18 protein-coding genes are annotated in these 19,067 nt (G+C 60.4%); 16 read left to right on the forward strand and 2 right to left on the reverse strand.

Going from position 1 to position 19,067, the window contains the following annotated elements; translation table 11 throughout:
- Position 1 precedes the first annotated feature (1 nt).
- Positions 2 to 283 (forward strand): hypothetical protein, encoded by a 282-nt coding sequence (locus LOZ77_RS11175; protein WP_047822758.1) that lies wholly within the window; start codon positions 2 to 4, stop codon positions 281 to 283.
- A gap of 47 nt (positions 284 to 330) precedes the next feature.
- Here LOZ77_RS11175 and LOZ77_RS11180 read toward each other — a convergent pair whose 3' ends face one another.
- Complete coding sequence (locus tag LOZ77_RS11180) at positions 331 to 615, reverse strand: metal-sensitive transcriptional regulator (protein ID WP_047824403.1); 285 nt, start codon at positions 613 to 615, stop codon at positions 331 to 333.
- A gap of 104 nt (positions 616 to 719) precedes the next feature.
- Between LOZ77_RS11180 and LOZ77_RS11185 the strand changes: the two genes are divergently transcribed.
- The 11 genes from LOZ77_RS11185 (at position 720) to LOZ77_RS11235 (ending at position 12,132) form a co-directional block, all read left to right on the forward strand.
- On the forward strand, positions 720 to 992 hold the full coding sequence (locus tag LOZ77_RS11185) for a hypothetical protein (RefSeq protein WP_047822760.1): 273 nt from the start codon (positions 720 to 722) through the stop codon (positions 990 to 992).
- Positions 993 to 1,049: 57 nt separating this feature from the next.
- The gene (locus LOZ77_RS11190) at positions 1,050 to 1,889 is read left to right on the forward strand and encodes a helix-turn-helix domain-containing protein (RefSeq protein ID WP_224199587.1); all 840 of its coding nucleotides are present in this window, start codon (positions 1,050 to 1,052) and stop codon (positions 1,887 to 1,889) included.
- A 146-nt stretch (positions 1,890 to 2,035) separates the two neighbouring features.
- A complete protein-coding gene (locus LOZ77_RS11195) occupies positions 2,036 to 4,249 on the forward strand; it encodes a copper-translocating P-type ATPase (RefSeq protein ID WP_088712506.1) in 2,214 nt (737 codons plus the stop codon).
- Positions 4,250 to 4,367: 118 nt separating this feature from the next.
- Positions 4,368 to 5,741, forward strand: a complete 1,374-nt coding sequence (locus tag LOZ77_RS11200; protein ID WP_047822764.1) for an APC family permease — start codon at positions 4,368 to 4,370, stop codon at positions 5,739 to 5,741.
- Positions 5,742 to 6,060: 319 nt separating this feature from the next.
- A complete protein-coding gene (locus tag LOZ77_RS11205; protein ID WP_103022916.1) occupies positions 6,061 to 6,780 on the forward strand; it encodes a glutaredoxin in 720 nt (239 codons plus the stop codon).
- A complete protein-coding gene (locus tag LOZ77_RS11210; RefSeq protein ID WP_047822771.1) occupies positions 6,777 to 7,190 on the forward strand; it encodes an ion channel in 414 nt (137 codons plus the stop codon). Before LOZ77_RS11205 ends, LOZ77_RS11210 begins: the two co-directional genes overlap by 4 nt.
- Positions 7,187 to 7,714 (forward strand): DUF305 domain-containing protein, encoded by a 528-nt coding sequence (locus LOZ77_RS11215; protein ID WP_047822772.1) that lies wholly within the window; start codon positions 7,187 to 7,189, stop codon positions 7,712 to 7,714. The genes LOZ77_RS11210 and LOZ77_RS11215 overlap by 4 nt, the downstream gene beginning before the upstream one ends.
- The gene (locus LOZ77_RS11220; RefSeq protein WP_088712507.1) at positions 7,711 to 8,199 is read left to right on the forward strand and encodes a DUF6692 family protein; all 489 of its coding nucleotides are present in this window, start codon (positions 7,711 to 7,713) and stop codon (positions 8,197 to 8,199) included. Before LOZ77_RS11215 ends, LOZ77_RS11220 begins: the two co-directional genes overlap by 4 nt.
- A 93-nt stretch (positions 8,200 to 8,292) precedes the next feature.
- Positions 8,293 to 8,997, forward strand: coding sequence for an NAD(P)-dependent oxidoreductase (locus tag LOZ77_RS11225; protein WP_046904122.1), 705 nt, complete (start codon positions 8,293 to 8,295; stop codon positions 8,995 to 8,997).
- A gap of 71 nt (positions 8,998 to 9,068) precedes the next feature.
- On the forward strand, positions 9,069 to 10,421 hold the full coding sequence (locus LOZ77_RS11230; RefSeq protein WP_230279195.1) for a rhodanese-like domain-containing protein: 1,353 nt from the start codon (positions 9,069 to 9,071) through the stop codon (positions 10,419 to 10,421).
- A gap of 361 nt (positions 10,422 to 10,782) precedes the next feature.
- Entirely contained in the window at positions 10,783 to 12,132 is a 1,350-nt protein-coding gene (locus tag LOZ77_RS11235; protein ID WP_169749280.1) for an IS1380 family transposase, read from the forward strand.
- 265 nt (positions 12,133 to 12,397) lie between these two features.
- Here the strand turns inward: LOZ77_RS11235 and LOZ77_RS11240 are convergent, their stop codons facing one another.
- Positions 12,398 to 12,622: a hypothetical protein gene (locus LOZ77_RS11240; protein WP_156170874.1), complete on the reverse strand. Its 225-nt coding sequence runs from the start codon at positions 12,620 to 12,622 to the stop codon at positions 12,398 to 12,400.
- A 209-nt stretch (positions 12,623 to 12,831) separates the two neighbouring features.
- On the opposite strand from LOZ77_RS11240, the gene LOZ77_RS11245 reads away from it, so the two are divergent.
- The 4 genes from LOZ77_RS11245 to LOZ77_RS11260 are packed head-to-tail and all read left to right on the forward strand — an operon-like array spanning position 12,832 to position 19,044.
- The gene (locus LOZ77_RS11245) at positions 12,832 to 14,028 is read left to right on the forward strand and encodes a TolC family protein (protein ID WP_230279196.1); all 1,197 of its coding nucleotides are present in this window, start codon (positions 12,832 to 12,834) and stop codon (positions 14,026 to 14,028) included.
- Positions 14,025 to 15,518, forward strand: coding sequence for an efflux RND transporter periplasmic adaptor subunit (locus tag LOZ77_RS11250; RefSeq protein ID WP_047822781.1), 1,494 nt, complete (start codon positions 14,025 to 14,027; stop codon positions 15,516 to 15,518). The genes LOZ77_RS11245 and LOZ77_RS11250 overlap by 4 nt, the downstream gene beginning before the upstream one ends.
- Positions 15,515 to 18,682 (forward strand): efflux RND transporter permease subunit, encoded by a 3,168-nt coding sequence (locus LOZ77_RS11255; protein WP_230279197.1) that lies wholly within the window; start codon positions 15,515 to 15,517, stop codon positions 18,680 to 18,682. The genes LOZ77_RS11250 and LOZ77_RS11255 overlap by 4 nt, the downstream gene beginning before the upstream one ends.
- Positions 18,661 to 19,044 carry a copper-binding protein gene (locus LOZ77_RS11260; protein ID WP_224199585.1) on the forward strand — a complete coding sequence of 128 codons (384 nt, stop codon included), beginning with the start codon at positions 18,661 to 18,663 and terminating at the stop codon, positions 19,042 to 19,044. The genes LOZ77_RS11255 and LOZ77_RS11260 overlap by 22 nt, the downstream gene beginning before the upstream one ends.
- Positions 19,045 to 19,067 lie beyond the last annotated feature (23 nt).

Genomic DNA, 19,067 nt, shown 5'->3' on the forward strand with positions numbered 1-19,067 from the left:
AATGATGAAAATGATCCTCACCGTCGCTGGCGCGCTTGCTTTCTCGGCAAGCCCGGTCCTTGCTCAGGAGGCCCCTTCTGAAAAGCCCAAAATGTGCGAGATGATGCACGACGGAAAGAAGATGCAGGGCATGATGATGAAGGATAAGGACGGAAAAATGTCATGCCAGATGATGGACCACTCCAAGATGGACCATTCTAAAATGGAACATGGCCAGTCCGGCCATGGCGAGAAGAAGGCCGCCGAGGCTGAAAAGCCGCAGACCGAACACAAGCACGACTGACTTGATCTTGGCGTCTGGTGCCGACAACCCCATCCGGGGCCAGACGCCTAACGAGCCATGCGTTCGATAAGAGCGAGAAGCTCTGCGACTTTCTCTGATTGATCGGTCTTGTTGTTCGAGGCGAGCGCCTGTTCGATGCAGTGCTTGGTATGGATGTCGAGTACTTTGGTCCTGGCGGCGCGCGCGGCGGCTTCGAGCGCGAGGATCTGCTGCAGGATATCGACGCAATAGCGCTCTTCTTCCATCATTCTCGATATTCCTCGCGCCTGCCCCTCGATCTTGCGCATTCGGGTCAAGACATCACGGAACTTGGGGTTTTGATCATCGCTCATGCCGTTCTCTCCAGACGCCGAGTTCATTCCTGACTGCTTTTGACACAGTTGCAAAGCAGTTCGCAATACACTATACCCCCCTATAGTATACGACGGAGACAAAGATGACCGGTTCGACGACGAAAGGCTCGATACTTGCCTGGGGCTGGGCTCTCAGCTTCTTCCTCCTAATTTCCTATCTGCTCTGCGTGGCCTTCGGCCTCATTGCCCCTGAGACCTTCCATATGCACGAAGCATGGGCACCGTTGTTGCCGGGCTTCGATTGGTTGTCTTGGCCAGGCTTCTTCGCCGGGGCTATCGGCAGCTTCCTTTATGGCTGGTATATTGCGATCCTCGGGGTCCCGCTCGTCCGCTATTTCAGGAAAAGGATCGGGTGAAGAACCGGCGGTGTGATTTTATCTCCTGCCGCGAACTTCGCACAGGCCGTATAGCTCATGACAAAGTACAGCTTTCCCTCTTCCGGTTCGTCTTTCAGCAAGAAAAGCGATCCGGCCCTGCATACGGTTATCGGGGCAGTGCTGGGCGTCTTAATCCTTCATCCGCTCACGGCGCTCGTTTACGGGTCCGGAGGGGCAGGAGCGGCGAGCGTGCCATTTGCTGAGCAGTTGGGCCTGGCGGTCGATCGACTGGGCGCGGCATTTGAAATCGAAATGCTGCCCATGAGCCTGGTTTTCGCGGTGATCGGCGGCGCAATCGGCCTGGCTTTTGGTCTTTATCATCTGCGGCTGATGGCCGATCGCCAGACAATCCGCACTTTGGAGCACCAACTGGCCGAAGAGTTGCCGCTGCTTATCGCTCGCGGCGAGGGTGCGCAGCTGGAATTCAAATCATCGCTGCGCTGGGATACGCGCCAGCAGCGCGCAAATCGCAGCCTTCAGCAGGTCGTGGTCAGGACGATTGCCGGATTTCTCAACAATGATGGCGGTACGCTGCTCATCGGCATCGACGATAACGGACAGATCTTGGGAATCGAAGCGGATCTGAAGACTCTCAAACACCCCAATAGGGACGGGTTCGAGCGCGTGCTGATGGACGCGATACGATCAGGCCTGGGCGGTAATGCCTGCGCCTTGGTTCATTGCTATTTTCATGATCTCGATGGCCGAACCATTTGCCGGGTCATCGCTGAAAAGAGCTTCGAGCCGATCTATTTTCTCGACAATGGTGTGGCACGCTTCATGCTCCGCGCCGGCAACAGCACACGAGAGTTGGATGTGCGCGAAGCGCACGCTCACCTGTCACAGCGCGGGAAACAGCATGCGCGGCAGGCTTGAAATGATCCTCTGCCATAAATCGGCAGGTCGGGTTGACCTCGTTCCCCGTTTCACGCTGTCACTTTCAGTGGCGCACGCCGCCTGTCAGCTCGGTTCGGCCTTGTCGGCGGAACGTTGGCACACCTTTGGCCAGATCCAGGGAGACTATGATGGACCATTCTAATTGCAGCCATAGCGGCCACGGCGAGGCCGTTGCTGGCGATGATGGGCGCTACGATCTCGTTCCCGCTGGTTATGACGGACCGGTTTATACGTGCCCCATGCACCCGCAGGTCCGGCAGCCGAAGATGGGGTCGTGCCCGATCTGCGGCATGGGACTCGAACTCGAATCCGCGGCCATGGTCGATGACGGACCGAACCCGGAGCTCGTCGACTTCACGAGGCGTTTCTGGGTCGGCGCCATCCTCACCTTGCCGCTGCTTGTTCTCACGATGGGCCCCTATGTGGGCTGGCCGGGCGTGCGCGAAATATTCGGCGAGCGGACCACCTTGTGGATTGAACTGGTGCTCGGCACCCCGGTCGTGTTGTGGAGCGGATGGCCATTTCTCGAACGAGGCTGGAATTCGTTCCGCACCTGGAACCTCAACATGTTCTCGCTCATCGGCATGGGCGTTCTCGCCGCATGGATATTCAGTGTCGTCGCCGTCCTGGCACCGGACATCTTCCCCGACGGCTTTCGCGATCCGGAGGGGCATGTCGGCGTCTATTTCGAAGCTGCGGCCGTAATCGTCACGCTTGTGCTCCTCGGCCAAGTCATGGAGCTGCGCGCGCGTGAAGGCACCGGTAAGGCCATTCGCGCTCTCCTTGATCTTGCAGCCAAAACCGCGCGCGTCATCAGGGCAGACGGCACTGAAGAAGAAATCCCCCTTGAGCACGTGGCTGTTGGCGACCAATTGCGGGTCCGCCCAGGCGACAAGGTGCCCGTTGACGGTGTAGTGCTCAAAGGCCGCTCGTCGATCGACGAAAGCATGATCACCGGTGAACCAGTCCCGGTCGAAAAGGTCGAGGGCGACGCCGTGACCGGGGCAACGATCAACGGAACAGGCAGCCTGGTGATCGAAGCGAAACGTGTCGGATCAGACACCATGCTCGCGCAGATCGTGGAAATGGTTGCGGCCGCACAGCGCTCGCGCGCGCCGATCCAGAAGTACGCCGACAAGGTGGCCGGCATGTTCGTCCCCGCGGTTATCGGCATAGCCGTGCTCGCCTTCATCGCCTGGGCGATCTGGGGCCCCGCACCAGCGCTTGCCTATGCCCTCATTGCTGCAGTTGCGGTACTGATCATCGCCTGCCCCTGCGCTCTCGGTCTGGCGACGCCGATGTCGATCATGACCGCGACAGGAAGAGGGGCTCAAGCGGGCGTTTTGATCAAGAATGCCGAAGCGCTCGAGCGGTTCGAGAAAATCGACACGCTGATCGTCGACAAGACGGGTACGCTGACCGAGGGGCGCCCACGGCTCGTCGCGGTCATGCCCGAGGAGGGTCACGATGAAATCGAGGTGCTGAGCCTGGCGGCGTCGCTCGAACGCGGCTCTGAGCACCCGCTCGCAGAAGCGATCGTCCGCGGCGCCGAAGAACGCGGCGTCGCGATGGAAACCGCCAGCGAGTTCGAGGCCGTAACCGGCAAAGGCGTCATGGGCACGGTCTCCGGTAAACGCGTCGCGCTTGGCAACCTCGCGCTCCTGACAGACCTTGGTTTGGAAGGTGCCGCGCTCAGCGAAAAGGCGAATGCGCGCCGCGACGAAGGCGAAACCGTCATGTTCGTGATCGTTGCGGGCAAAATTGCCGGCCTCATCAGCGTTGCCGACCCGGTCAAGGAAACCACTCCAGCGGCCATCGCGGACCTCCACAAGCTCGGCCTTACAATCATCATGGCGACGGGCGACAATGAACGGACTGCGCAGGCGGTTGCCGCCCGGCTCGGTATCGACGACATCCGCGCGGGCGTGCTTCCCGAGGACAAGGCGCGGCTCATCCGCGAATTGCAGGAAGGCGGTGCAAAGGTGGCGATGGCCGGCGACGGGGTCAATGACGCTCCGGCGCTGGCCCAAGCCGATGTCGGCATTGCGATGGGAACCGGCGCGGACGTCGCGATCGAAAGTGCGGGGATCACGCTCGTCAAAGGCAATCTCGACGGGATCGTCCGGGCCCGCAAGCTTGCCCGGGCTACGATGCGCAATATTCGGCAAAATCTGTTTTTCGCACTGATCTACAACGCGTCGGGCGTGCCCGTCGCGGCCGGTGTCCTGTATCCTTTCTTCGGCATCCTGATTGGGCCGATGTTCGCCGCCTTCGCGATGAGTGCGTCCTCCATATCGGTGGTCCTGAACTCGCTCAGGCTTCGTAGCGCGAAGCTGTGAACATCCAGCAATCGACAGACACCATCCCTAAATTCTGCCCGAGCGCCTGCACGCTACGGCAGGCGCGGTCGCGGGCGGAAGATGTATCTGCGATGCAAGCCAAAGAAAGGATAACCGCATGGATACCCATTCGGCGCACGAAGACAGCCTGAACAAGGGCAGCATCACCCTGCTTGGCGGCGTTGCCATGGGGACCGGAGTCATGATCGGAGCCGGCATTTTTGCGCTCACCGGTCAGATCGCGGAGCTTGCCGGCCCTCTCTTCCCCCTCTCCTTCGTCGCAGGCGCGCTCATCACCGCGCTCGCATCATACAGCTACATCAAGATGTCGAATGCCTGGCCATCGTCGGGTGGCATCGCGATGATCCTGCAAAAGGCCTATGGTCCGGGTGTCGTCGCGGCCTCCGCATCAGTGCTGATGGCCATGTCGATGGTTATCAATGAGAGCCTGGTGGCGCGAACCTTCGCGACCTATGCGCTGCGTCCGTTTGGGCTCGAAGAAAACGCATTGCTGATATCGGGCTTGGCGCTGGGACTCATCGTTTTCGCCTATCTGGTCAACGCCGCGGGCAATAGATCGGTAAGCGGGTTTTCGCTCGTTATGTCGGCGATAAAGGTTGGCGGGATAGCGGTGTTCGCAGTTGCGGCGATCTGGGCCAGCGGACTGTTCGCAGGCGCCTTTACCGAGCCTGCTTCCTTGTCGAACGGCGAAGCATTGCTCGCTTCGGTGGCCTTCTCGATCCTTGCATTCAAGGGGTTTACAACCATCACCAACAGTGGCGGAGAAATCGTCGATCCGCACAAGAATGTCGGTCGCACAATCATGATCTCGATTGCCGTGTGCATCGTGGTTTATCTGCTCGTCGCCTTGGCCGTTGGCTCCAGTCTCAGCATCGGCGAGATCGTTCAGGCGCGTGACTATTCCCTGGCCGCGGCAGCGCGCCCCGCATTGGGAGATCTCGGGTTCTATTTCACCGTAGCGATTGCCATCTCGGCGACTACGTCGGGGGTCATTGCGAGCGTGTTCGCCGTCTCGCGGATGCTGACAATGCTGACCGAGATGAAGATGATCCCCCACAGCCATTTCGGAATGAAGGGCGGCATCCGTAGCCACATGCTGGTCTATACGGTCGTCATAGCCGGCACACTGGCGGTCCTGTTCGACCTTTCCCGCATCGCCTCGCTCGGCGCCTTCTTCTACCTTGTCATGGACATGCTCGTCCATTGGGGCGTGTTTCGCAGTCTTCGCAAAAAGATCGGCGCCCGCGCTTCCGTCCTGCTCACCGCGCTGGCGGCCGACGCCGTTGTGCTCGCCGCATTTACGGCCGCCAAACTCAAGAGCGATCCGGCCGTGGTTGCCTATGCGGTGATCGGAATCGCGGCCGTGTTCGTGGCGGAATGGATATTTCTGTCCGGCCAGCGCAGGGAGACGAACACAGATTCTATTGAAAACAAGGTCGAGAGCGGGAGCGGCGATCACGACCGTCCTTGAGCGCAACATTGGCTGTTTGGCAGCTCAGATAAATATTTTTGAGGCGGCGCCGTAATTTCGCGCCGCCCCGCCCGTCTTTATTCATTCGGCTGCAATCGGAATACCGGAAGTTTGTCCATCTTGTCCGTACCAGGCCGCGCGATCGACCGGCAGAAAGAGATTCGCGGGAGGAATGTCGGCGATTGCGACAAACATCGTTTCTCTTTCGAAGAACGATGAAACGAAAACGCGAAACGAACATTGGAATTGAACAAGCAGCCCCAGGCTGTGCGTGTGAACAAGGGGCTGTAAAGGCATGAAAACTGCGAGTGTTTACCGGATGGTGATGGAGGATCATGTCTGTCCCTATGGCATCAAAACGGTCGATCTTCTCAAGCGGCAAGGCTTCGAGGTCGACGATCATCACCTGACCAGCAGGGAGGAAACCGACGCGTTCAAGGACAAGCACGACGTCGAGACCACGCCGCAGACCTTTATGGAAGGCAAGCGCATTGGCGGCTATGACGATGTCCGCGAGTTCTTCGGCAAAAGCCGCTCGCAGCCCGAGGAAGGCGAAACCAGCTATCAGCCTGTCATTGCGATTTTCGCGGTCGCGCTGCTGCTCGCGCTCGGGCTGAGCTGGGCGTTTTTTGACGACCTCTTCACCGTTCGGGCCGCGGAGTGGTTCGTCAGCCTCTCGATGACCTTGCTCGCCGTCCAGAAGCTTCAGGACGTGCGCAGTTTCTCGACCATGTTCCTCAACTACGATCTACTCGCACGGCGCTGGGTGCCCTATGGCTTCGTCTATCCGTTCGGCGAAGCCGCTGCCGGCATTCTCATGACCGCGGGCGCACTGACCTGGCTTTCTGCCCCGCTGGCATTATTCATCGGCACCGTCGGCGCTGTCAGCGTCTTCAAGGCTGTCTACATCGACAAGCGTGAGCTCAAATGCGCTTGCGTCGGAGGTAGCAGCAACGTCCCGCTCGGTTTCGTCTCGCTGACAGAGAACCTGTTCATGATGGGGATGGGGCTCTGGATGGGTCTCAAGGTCTTTACATGATCCTCGGTTTAATCCTGGCGACCTCGCTGTTCCTGATATCGGTGGGCTCGCACCTCGTCATACTGAATGCGGGCCATACGCTGCTCGAGCAAAACTGCAGCCTTCTGCACAAGCTGGGCATCGCGCTGCTCGTTCTTTTCTCGCATCTGACCGTAGCGGCGTTCTTCGCCGCCGGCTTCTGGATCGGCGAGGAGCTGGGTCTGGGCGGCTTCCGGCAGGCCGGCGCGATGACCGCGATGGACTATTTCTATTTTTCTCTGATCAACGTGACGACGCTTGGTTTGGCGGACATTTTCCCAACCGAGCACCTGCGGGTTCTCGCCGGCGTCGAGGCCCTCACCGGCTTCGCTCTCATCAGCTGCTCGGCGCAGCTATTCTGGACCATGATGCACAAAGGAGAAGAAGCATGACCGAAAAGACGACCCACTCGGACAAGGGAGGGGGCGGCAACTACTGGCGGTTCATGGCCATGGTATCGACTTCGACCGTCATCATGTTCTTCCTGATGTATGCCAACACCTTCACCATTGACGATGTCTTCTGGAGTGAAACGCGCTTCTGGATGATGTTTGTCATGGGCGCGATGATGATGGTCGTCATGCTCCTCTTCATGTGGGGCATGTACAAGGACCGGACCAAGAATTTTATCATTCTGGGCGTCGGCGCCTTTGTGTTCGCGCTCGCACTTTGGCTGGTACGCAGCCAGACCACCGTCGACGACACCGAATATATGGCAGCGATGATCCCGCACCACTCGATCGCGATCATGACCAGCGAACGGGCGAGCCTGAAAGATCCGCGCGTTCGCGAACTCGCCAAGGCAATCATCGTCGCCCAGCGCCGCGAGATCGCCGAGATGAAATATCTCATAGACGATATCGAGCAGAACGGTCCTCGGACCGAAGAACGCCTGCCCGAGGAGATGCAGCCATGAACAAGATAGCTTTAACGGCGCTCATCGCGCTGCCGCTCGCCGCCTGCAATTCGAACACCGCTCCGGGCAACGACCGCGAAGCCCAGCTCGACCCGCCTGCCACTGCCGCGCCGATCGAGGACGCGGCCAGTGCACTGGCAAATGTTGACCCGGGCCTCATGCTTCCCGGGACTATGAATGACGCGGACCTTGCTGCTCTGGGCGCAGGACAGGCCTGCCAGTTTCGTCTGACCGAAGTAGCCTTTCCCTCGTTTGTATATGACGGCGACGGGGGCGGTGCGATCAAGATCAATGGCAAATTGATCCCCGTCACCGCCGATGGCCCCGGCAGCTATTCGAATGGCGAGCTTCGGATCAGGACCCGTGTACTGGATGATGAAGGCGATGCGGGTCTGCAAATGCAGGAGATGATCGTCGTCGGACCCCGGATGAAGGACGAGTTCGGGTTCTGGGGATATACCACCTGTCCGGCAGGCGGAGCCTGATACTGGCAGGGCGCATGGGCGGGCCGTTGGCTACCCCGTGCGCCCGCAGCTCCTCCGTTCGTCGCCCTCACCAGTCTTAACAGGAACAAGCAGATGACCGATACGAGGCCCATCGCTGTCTTCGGTGCAGGCGGGAAGACCGGCACCGAGCTATTGCGGCGTGCCCTTGCGCGGGACATACCGATCCGCGCCTTCGAACACACCGTGCCCGGGCCAGACGAGCGGGTGGGCGACTTCGAATATATCGAATGCGATGTGCTGTCGGATGATTTCGCGGGCGATCTCGATGGCTGCCGCGCGGTTATCTCGACGCTCGGTGTCGCTTTCGGTCCGGGCAATGCGATCGATCCACCGCCGCTCTATTCCGATGGCACGCGCAACCTGCTCGGGGCGATGGCACAAGCGAAGATCGACCGCATTGCCGTGATCTCCGCTGCCTTCGTCGAACATCAGTCGAGCGTTCCGGCGTGGTTTGAGCTCACCGCCAAGCCTGCATTGTTCAATATACTCGAGCAGATGCGCGCCATGGAAGCGATGCTCAGCGACGCCCAAGGCATCAAATGGACGGCCGCACGACCGGGCTGGCTCCTGGATGAGCCTTACACCGGCGATGCCGTCATTTCGGACGAACGCTTGGCAGAAGGCTGTTTCCGATGCCGTCATGCAGATCTCGCGGCAAGCCTCCTCGACTTCGTGTGCGAAGACATCTGGATCAACGCAAAACCTGCCATCGGCAGGCCCGAAGCCGAACAGTTCGAAAGTCCTGCCGCCATCAAGGCCGAACTCGGTATCGATTAAACGGCGTATCATTTTTCGACTTGTGACGGGCCCGCACGTTACAAGTTTTGAGCAACAGACAAGGAAGTCGTATGTTTCTGGAGAAGATCAAAACCCCCGGTCTCTCGCACCTCTCGTATATCATCGGCTCGGGCGGGCAGGCGGCGGTCATCGATCCGCGCCGGGACTGCGAGGTCTATGTCGAAAAGGCCCGGGCCGAAGGGCTGGAGATCACGCATATCTTCGAAACCCATCGCAATGAGGATCTGCTCAGCGGCTCGCCGATTTTGGCCGATTTGACAGGAGCCACGGTCTATCACGGGCCCAACGCGGCAGGCGAGATCGTTTTTGCCAATACCGCACGCGAGGGCGATTGTTTCGAGCTGGGTCAATTGCGGATCGAGGTGCTTGAAACACCTGGACACACCGACGATCATCTCGCTTTCGTCATCCATGACAGCGAATATTGCGAGGGACCGGTCGGCGTCTTTACCGGCGATGCGCTGTTCGTCGGCGATGTCGGGCGCACCGACTTCTATCCCGAGCGCAAGGAAGAAGTCGCGGGCCTTTTGTTCGATTCCCTGCAGAAACTTTGCGGCCTCGGCGATCAGGCGATTATCTACCCGGCGCATGGTGCGGGCTCGGTCTGCGGGTCGGGAATGGCGGACCGGGAATTCTCGACAATCGGCCACGAGCGATGCAACAACCCGCGACTGCGCATCTCCGACCGCGACGAGTTCATCAAGGCGAAGGTGGCAGAACACCACTACCAGCCGCCCTATTTCCGGCTGATGGAGCGGCTCAACCTCGAAGGGTCCGATGCCGCGCCGCGGATTATGCGGCCAAGGCGTCTGGGGCTGGAAGACCTTAGCAAGAGCGGCGCTGATCACCTGGTCGATGTGCGCGAGCCGCTCGCCTACGCTGCCGGCCATCTGCCGGGTGCCATGTGCCTTCCGGTGGGAATGATACCGGCCTTTGCCGGATGGTTCCTCGGTGAAGGCGACAGGATCGCGCTCGTCGCTTCCCAGGAAGACCAGCTAGCCCACGTCACGGCCCATCTGGTGCGCATCGGTCTCGATAATGTTGTCGGCGGCTATGTCGGCGTGGTTCCGGCCGCTGCTCAGGGCAAAGCGATGCGCAACATTCCCATGATCGGCACCGAGGAAATCGCGCGCAGGCTCAATCAGGACAGCCGTGAATGGACTTTGCTCGACGTGCGCGACGCGGACGAACGACAGGAAGCAAGCATCGACGGCTCAGAACATATCTATGTTGGCGAGCTCAACACGCGATGGAAAGAGCTCGACCGCAACCGACACTACACGCTGATGTGCGCGAGCGGCATGCGGGCGAGCGTTGCCGCAGGCTGGCTGGCGAGCCAGGGCTTCAAGCGCCTCGACATCTATCTCGGCTCCATGGGCGCTTGGAAGCAGCAAAGCTCGTAGACGATCACCGCGTTCATGTTTCTTTCAATCCCATATTTCCCCGAAGCTCCGCTGCCGGCGAGCCGTGATCTTCCAAAGTCTCAGGCTTGGCACGCACAGGGTGCATTGGTCGTAATACAGTCGATTGTCGGCCGAGACCGGCTCAGGCTAGAAAATCGCATATCACCAAGGCAATGGTTGCGCCTCTGTCCGCAGGTACATGCATCCTTGTCGATAAGCCGCAAAGTCTCTAGCCCGTCTTATTCACGGGGTTGGCTACGAAGGGTTGGCGGGAGTGGCATAAGCCTCTGATCTGAATTAGGAACTGGGTGTCTACACCGGCCCTGCTGCAGGGCAGAAAATGCCACAGGCCACACCCGCCATGAACGACGATATCGCAAGCCCCTTCCGATTCCCAGCGGTCGACCGCAAGAAAGTCACAGCCGCGTTCGACGGTGGTCGGCTCACTTCGGACGGCGGCGTTCTGTTGCTGTCGCAGGCCGAGCGCGCGATGGGTATCTGCCAGCGGCTTGCGACTTGCATTGCCGATCCGCGCGATCCTGCCCGGGTGATCCATCGCCTCGACGACATCCTGCGTGCCCGCGTGTTCGCGATCGCCTGCGGCTATGAGGATGCCGACGATCTCGATGCCCTGCGCGACGATCCGGGCTTCCGCCTGGCCCTGGGCAAGCTGCCGGGATCGGGCGCGGGGCTGGCCAGCCAACCGACGATGAGCCGGTGGGAGAATGCACCGATCACGCGCGAGTTGGCGAAGATGCTGGCCGCGATGATCGACATCTACTGCGCCAGCTATCCGGCCCCGCCGGCGGCGGTGACGCTGGATATCGATGATACCTGCGATGTCGTCCATGGCTATCAGCAGTTGTCGTTCTGGAATGGTCATCATGGCGAGCGTTGCTTCCTGCCGATCCATGTCTACGACACCGCCACTGGCCGGCCGGTGGCGATGCTGCTGCGCACCGGCAAGACACCGTCTGGTGTTGAAGCTGCCGGTCACATCCGGCGCCTCGTGCGCCACATCCGCCGGCAATGGCCCGAAACGCACATCACCATCCGCGGCGACGGGCACTATGGGCGGCCCGAGGTCATGGCCGTCTGCGAGGGTTGCGGCGTCGACTACGTGTTCGGCCTGCCGACCAACGCCGTGCTACGCGCCGATCCCGAAATCGTCGTTGCCGCCGATGCCTGTGCGGTCAAACGCGCTCAGCGCCAGTACCCGGTCCTGCGCACCTATGCCGAGACCCGCTACGGGGCCAAAAGCTGGAAGTGCCAGCGCCGCGTCGTCGCCCGGATCGAGGCCAGTACGATGGGCATGGACATCCGCTATGTCGTCACTTCGCTGACCGAAGGCTCGGCCGAGCACATCTATGATACGCTCTACTGCGCGCGCGGTCAGGCCGAAAACCTGATCAAGCTGCACAAGACCCAGCTGGCCAGCGATCGCACCTCGTGCCGCTCTCCCAACGCCAATCAGATGCGCCTCATCCTGCACACCGCCGCATACTGGCTCCTGTGGCGCATTCAGCAGGAAATCCCCAAGGCAGCCTCGCTCGCGACCGCCGAGTTCGCAACGTTGCGCCTCAGGCTGCTCAAGGTCGCTGCCCGCGTCATTGAGAGCGCCACTCGCATCCGTGTCGCCTTCGCGTCAGCCTGTCCCGATGCCTCCGTTTTGAAAGCCATCGCCACCAATCTCAGGCCTGCACCTACTTAGGCGGTGCGGCTGTGCCGCCGAACTCCGAGCTCCATTCCATCAACCTCGAAAAGCCCATTGATCCTGACGCGGTGAAAAATGCCGTCGAAGACGCTCGCCCGGACTACGCCGCCAACGTCAGATCAAGGCCCATCCACTTCGCTGCTGCGGCCTCATGAATAAACCGGGCTAGGCTCTCGACGATGGCTCGATTGCGTTCCTTTTTGCTGACAATGCTTTGCATTGGTTTCGTGATCCAATCACCCGTGCAGGCCATGCCAACGCCTCAATCGGAGAATATGCTCGCTTCCGATTGTGCTGAAATGATGCACCACTCTGAGGGCGATGAACCAATGCACAGCCATAACGGCAATACTGACGCACCGTGTGAAGGCATGTCGGCTGATTGTTTGCTTGCAACCAACGCGGTTTCTCCCGTTTGGGTGGGGAGCGATGCGCCTTCGCATGTTGTTAAGCCGTTTTCCGACGGCCCTGTGTATTTGTCGAACATTACTTCACCTCTGCTCAGTCGCGCTTCTGCGCCCGATTACCCCCCTCCACGAATCTGACTTGATTGCATAACCTGAAGGCGAATTGCGCCTTCTGAATGCGTGGTCTTGACGCTGCAATGCACCGCCATTGCCGCCGGACCTCGGCACGCAAATCGAGTGAGAAATTCCCATGAAATGGTCCATAGGCGGTATCCTTGCCGCCGCGCTGATGCAGGCGCAGGTCGTACTCGCGCAGCCGGTTGGCTATGAAGAAGCCTTGCGGGCAGCGCGCGAGGATCAGCCGCTGCTCCAGGCCGCGCAATTGCGTATCGATGGGACGCGAGATGTCTCGGATGCCGCAGATGAGCTGCCCGATCCTATCTTGCGTGGCGGGATTGCAAACCTGCCAATTACCGGGCCTGTGGCGATCGAGTTTGATCGCCAGCTTCCAACGCAGATTGCTGTTGGCATTGAGCAACCAATCCCAAACCTTGCAAAGCGCCGAGCGCGTCGAGGTGTGGCGAACTCAGATGTAGCCATCGCGCAAATGCGATTTGGGGTTGCGCAGCAACGGATCGACATCGCCACATCAGCGGCTTGGATCGACTTGTACTATGCCGAACAGAAGCTCGCCTTCGCCCATACGGCTCTCAGCGATCTGCGCAGGCTACAGCCGGTGGCAAACAGCGCTGTTGCATCCGGATCGGCCCGTCCTGCTGAAAGCCTCGCCATTCGCCGCGAGCTTCTGGTCATCGAAGATGCGATCACGCGAATAGAAGCCGAACGCGACGCTGCACGCGCTATGCTGGCCAGCTACGTTCGAACAGACAGTCCTACCATCGCGGGTGATGCGCCAGCAGCCAATGTCGACAGCGGCAGCCTCGAGCAAGCTCTGGACCTTAACCCCGTCATCCGTCTTGCCGATGCGGCCACCGGACGCGCAGAAGCGAACGCCGACCTCGCGCGCGCCGACTTGCGCCCCGACTTCGGAGTGAGCGTAAACTATGGCCGACGCGACCCTGCCTTCGGAGACGCATTCTCTGTCATGGGATCGGTTACCCTGCCCATCTTCACCGATCAACGTCAAAGGCCGCGCATTCGCGCCGCCGAGGCAGAAGCTGCTGCGGCGCAGGCAGAGCGCGATGATCGCTTGCGCGCGCTGCGTGTGCAATTCGAATCCGATCTCGCCTCATGGCGCAGTGCGAAGCGCCAATGGGAACGCGCCCGCGATGAATTGCTGCCGCTGGCCCGGCAAAGGGTTGAACTGGAAACGGCGAGCTTTGCTGCCGGAAACGCAGACCTGATCGATGTGATTGCAGCAAAGGCGGATCTGGCCTTGCTCGATCTTGAAATCTTTGAACGCGAAGCCGCGACCGTGGAATGGGCCGAGATGCTTCGCTTGACCTACGGGGAGCAGCAGCCATGAGCGATACAGTCGACAGCTCCGGCCCTTCAAAGCGAACCTATGCAATCATCGCGGCCGTCGCGCTTGTCAGCCTCGGCGCTGGATACGCGCTCTCGCTCGTAGGAGATGAGGGCGAGGGTGGGATGTCGGGCTCCTCCGAGACGGAGTGCGAAGAGGTGCTCTACTGGTACGATCCGATGGTTCCCGGACAGCGCTTTGACGAGCCTGGCAAGTCGCCCTTCATGGACATGATGCTGGTACCCAAATGCGCGGGAGAAGCCGCCGAAGCGGGCGTCCGGATTGATCCGGGCCTTGTCCAGAATTTCGGCATTCGCACCGCAGCGGCCGAGTTCGGAGTTCTCGAGCCGGAAATCACCGTGACGGGTGTCCTGGCATACAACAGCCGGGATGTTGCCATCGTCCAGCCAAGAGCGGGCGGTTATGTCCAACGCACCTATGGCCTTGCGCAGGACGATGTCGTGCGTCGCGGCGCTCCGATCGTCGATATCTTGGTCCCTGATTGGGGCGGCGCGCAGCGCGAGTACATTGCCGTGCTCGATACCGGCGATCAGGCACTTGCAGACGCGATGCGGCAGCGCATGCGCCTGCTCGGCATGACCGATGCGATGATCGCGTCGGTCGAACGCACCCGCCGCGTCCAGAACACGTTTACAGTCACCGCACCGGTGGGCGGCGCTGTAACAGTGCTGGGGGTGCGTCCAGGCATGACCGTGACGGAAGGCCAGACACTCGCGGAGATTACAGGCTTCTCGCCGATATGGCTGGAAGCTTCGGTTCCTGAAGTCCAGGCCGTAAATATCCGGCAGGGCCAACCCATCAGTGCGACCCTGGCAGCGTATCCTGATGAGCGATTTGCGGGACGAATTGTTGCCATCCTTCCTAGCGCCGATGCCGCGAGCCGAACCATCACCGTCCGGGCTGAGCTGCCGAACCCACGCGGCAGGTTGAAGCCAGGGATGTTTGCGCAGGTGTCGCTTTCACCCGACACACGGCGAGCCTTGCTGGTACCGTCGGAGGCGGTCATTCGAACCGGCCGCCGCAATCTTGTGATGCTCAAGCAGGATGAAGGCGCCTTTCTTCCAGCCGAGGTCGAAATCGGACGCGAGGCGAATGGCAGGACTGAGATCCTGGCAGGCCTTGCCGAAGGCGAAGAGGTCGTCACTTCCGGGCAGTTCCTGATCGACTCCGAGGCGAGTTTGGCCGGGATCGATATCAGGTCGATCGACGGAACCATGAGCATGGCATCCGATGGCTCAGCAAAGATGAGGACGTACACCGCCACGGGAAGAGTGACGAAAATCGCTGGTGCTTCGATCACTCTCAATCACGCGCCGGTTCCCGCCCTCGAATGGCCAAGCATGGTCATGCCCTTCGCCCTCGCCGACGCCGCTCTAGTTGACGGTATTGAACCGGGCGATACTGTCGAGTTCACCTTCTCGCAGCACGACACCGGTCCGCGCATCGAGTCTATCAGGAAGACCGAGCGATGATAGCGCGCATAATCGATGCATCGATCGCCAATCGGTTTTTCATCATTCTGGCGGCCATCGCGGTTACGCTCGCTGGCTTCTGGGCGGTGCGCGCAACGCCTGTCGATGCGATCCCCGATCTGTCTGATGTGCAGGTCGTGGTGCGGTCGAACTATCCTGGGCAAGCTCCGCGCATCGTTGAGGATCAGGTCACATACCCGCTTGCAACGACGATGCTCTCGGTGCCGGGCGCGGAAACTGTGCGCGGCTATTCGATGTTCGGCGACAGCTTCGTCTATGTGATCTTCGAGGATGGGACCGACCTCTACTGGGCGCGCTCGCGCGTGCTTGAATATCTCAACCAGGTGCAAAACGAATTGCCCGACGGAGTGACCAGCTCGCTCGGGCCGGACGCGACGGGCGTTGGCTGGATTTACGAATATGCGCTGGTTGACCGAACGGGGAACAGCGATCTCGCTGACCTTCGGAGCCTTCAGGACTGGTTCCTGCGTTTTGAGCTCCAGACTATTCCGGGCATAGCCGAGGTCGCCAGCGTCGGCGGCATGGTCAAGCAGTACCAGGTCGTGCTGGAACCCTACCGGATGGCTTCGCTTGGCGTCACTTACAGCGATGTCGTGCGTGCCATCCAGGCCTCCAATCAGGAAGCTGGAGGATCGGTTGTCGAAATGGGCGAGGCCGAGTTTATGGTCCGCGCATCAGGCTATCTCACGTCTCTCGACGACTTCAGGCAGATTCCGCTGAAATCGGTCGGTAACGGTATCCCCGTCACCTTGTCCGATGTCGCCACGATCCAGCTTGGGCCCGAAATGAGGCGCGGTATCGCCGAGCTCAATGGGGAAGGCGAGGTCGCGGGAGGTATTGTCGTGCTTAGACAGGGCGAGGATGCGCGGGCAACCATCGCGGCTGTCGAAGAGAAGCTCGACGTGCTCCAAGCTAGTCTTCCCGAAGGGGTCGAGATTGTCACGACCTATGATCGTTCGAAGCTGATCGACGCATCGATCGAAAACCTGACCGGCAAACTCATCGCCGAATTCATCATCGTTGCGATCGTATGCGCGTTATTCCTGTGGCACGTGAGATCGGCTTTCGTGGCCATCGTCACGCTCCCGCTAGGGGTTCTGGCCGCCTTTATCGTGATGCGTTTTCAGGGAGTCGATGCCAACATCATGTCCTTGGGCGGCATCGCCATCGCAATCGGCGCGATGGTCGACGCCGCCATCGTTATGATCGAGAACGCCCACAAGCATATCGAGCATTGGGAAGCGGATCATCCCGACGAGGAGATGTCCAGCGGCGAGCGCTGGAAGCTGATTGCGGAGGCGTCGAAAGAGGTGGGGCCAGCGCTCTTCTTCAGCCTTCTCATCATCACGCTCTCGTTCCTCCCGGTTTTTACTTTGCAGGCCCAGGAAGGGCGGCTCTTTTCGCCGCTGGCCTTTACCAAGACCTATGCGATGGCGGCGGCAGCGATACTGTCGGTGACACTGGTTCCTGTACTCATGGGCTGGCTGATCCGCGGCAAGATACCCAAGGAGGATACCAACCTCCTCAATCGTGTCCTGACCAAGGCCTACCGGCCCGGTCTCGATTGGGTGCTCAGCCGACCCAAGACCACTCTCGTCGTGGCAGGCCTCGTATTCCTGACAACGCTGGTCCCGTTCACCCGTCTGGGAGGGGAATTCCTGCCGCCGCTCGACGAAGGCGATCTCCTCTACATGCCGAGCGCTCTGCCTGGCCTGTCTCCTGGTGAAGCGTCCGCATTGCTTCAGCGGACCGACCGCCTGATCAAATCCGTGCCCGAAGTCGATACCGTGTTCGGGAAAGCGGGGCGGGCTGATACAGCGACCGACCCTGCGCCGCTCACGATGTTCGAAACAACGATCCGCTTCAAGCCGCGCGAGGAGTGGCGGCCGGGAATGACGCCAGAGAAGCTCGTCGAGGAGCTTGATCGTGCAGTGCAGGTGCCGGGACTCGCCAATGTCTGGGTGCCACCGATCCGCAACCGCATCGACATGCTCGCGACCGGTATCAAGAGCCCGATCGGCGTGAAAGTATCCGGCGAGGACCTTGCTGAGATCGAGCGCGTGGCGTTGCAGGTCGAGAACGTTGCCAAGCAGGTTCCCGGAGTCAGTTCCGCTTTGGCAGAGCGTCTTTCGGGAGGCCGCTATGTCGACGTGGACATCGACCGGGTCGCTGCGGCGCGTTTCGGATTGAACATCGCCGATGTTCAGCAGATTGTGTCAGGCGCGATCGGCGGGGCAAATATCGGCAGAACGGTCGAAGGACTGGCGCGATATCCCATCAATGGGCGCTATCCGCGCGAGATCCGCGACAGCCTCGCAGAACTGCGCGCGCTGCCTTTGCTAACCCCCTCTGGCCAGCAAATCACGCTTGGGACCGTAGCGCAGGTGAGCATCAGCGACGGTCCGCCGATGCTCAAGAATGAGCAAGGCCGTCTCATCAGCGTGGTCTATGTCGATACGCGCGGGCGCGATCTTACTTCGGTCGTAAGTGATCTTCAGGCGGCAGTGTCAGACGGCGTCGATCTGCCTGCCGGTGTGAGCATCTCTTACGCGGGCCAGTTTGAATATCTCACCCGCGCCAATGAGCGGTTGCAGGTCGTCGTTCCCGCGACGCTCGGCATCATTTTCGTTTTGCTCTATCTGATCTTCCGCCGCTTCGACGAAGCGCTACTTGTTATGGGCACGCTGCCCTTCGCCCTGACCGGCGGCTTCTGGCTGCTTTATCTGATGGGCTACAACCAGTCTGTTGCGACATCGGTGGGTTTTATTGCGCTTGCCGGTGTGTCTGCCGAGTTCGGCGTCATCATGCTGATCTACCTCAAGTCTGCGCTGGCCCGGCGCAGTGGTGCCCTCGATGCGGACGGTGTGGGCGAAGCCATCAGGGAGGGCGCACTCCTACGCGTCCGGCCCAAGGCGATGACCGTGGCCGTTATTCTGGCCGGTCTCTTCCCGATCCTGATTGGAACCGGCGCAGGTTCGGAAGTCATGAGCCGCATCGCCGCACCGATGGTGGGCGGCATGATCACCGCCCCGCTGCTTTCCATGTTCGTTATCCCCGCCGCATATTTGTTGATGCGGCGCCCCCGGCCCGAACGGCCAACCCAACCCCAAGGAGAAGAAGAATGCGAACCACAACCCTCATAACCCTATTGGCCGCGCCGCTGGCGCTGGCGGCCTGCGATTCTGGCCAGGACACTGCCGAGATGGAGGACATGCCGATGGCTGAAGATGCAATGATGATGGACGGCCAGGATATGCCAATGACGGACACTGGCAACGCAATGCAGTCCGCGAGTGCGCAAGGCACCGTCACCGCCATCGACGCCGAAGCGGGTACGATCACCGTCGACCACGGCCCGGTCCCCGCAATCGAATGGCCGGCGATGACCATGGCGTTCGAAGCCGATGAGCAACTGCGCAGCGAAGTAAGCGTCGGTGAGGGCATTGCCTTTGAATTTCGTACTGGTTCTGAAGGCAGTGTGATCACGTCGATCACGAAGGAATAAATCGGTCGGGTGGTGCCAGGCAA

Origin of the sequence: Croceicoccus sp. Ery15 (assembly GCF_020985305.1) — a bacterium.
In the GTDB taxonomy this organism is placed as follows: Bacteria; Pseudomonadota; Alphaproteobacteria; order Sphingomonadales; family Sphingomonadaceae; genus Croceicoccus.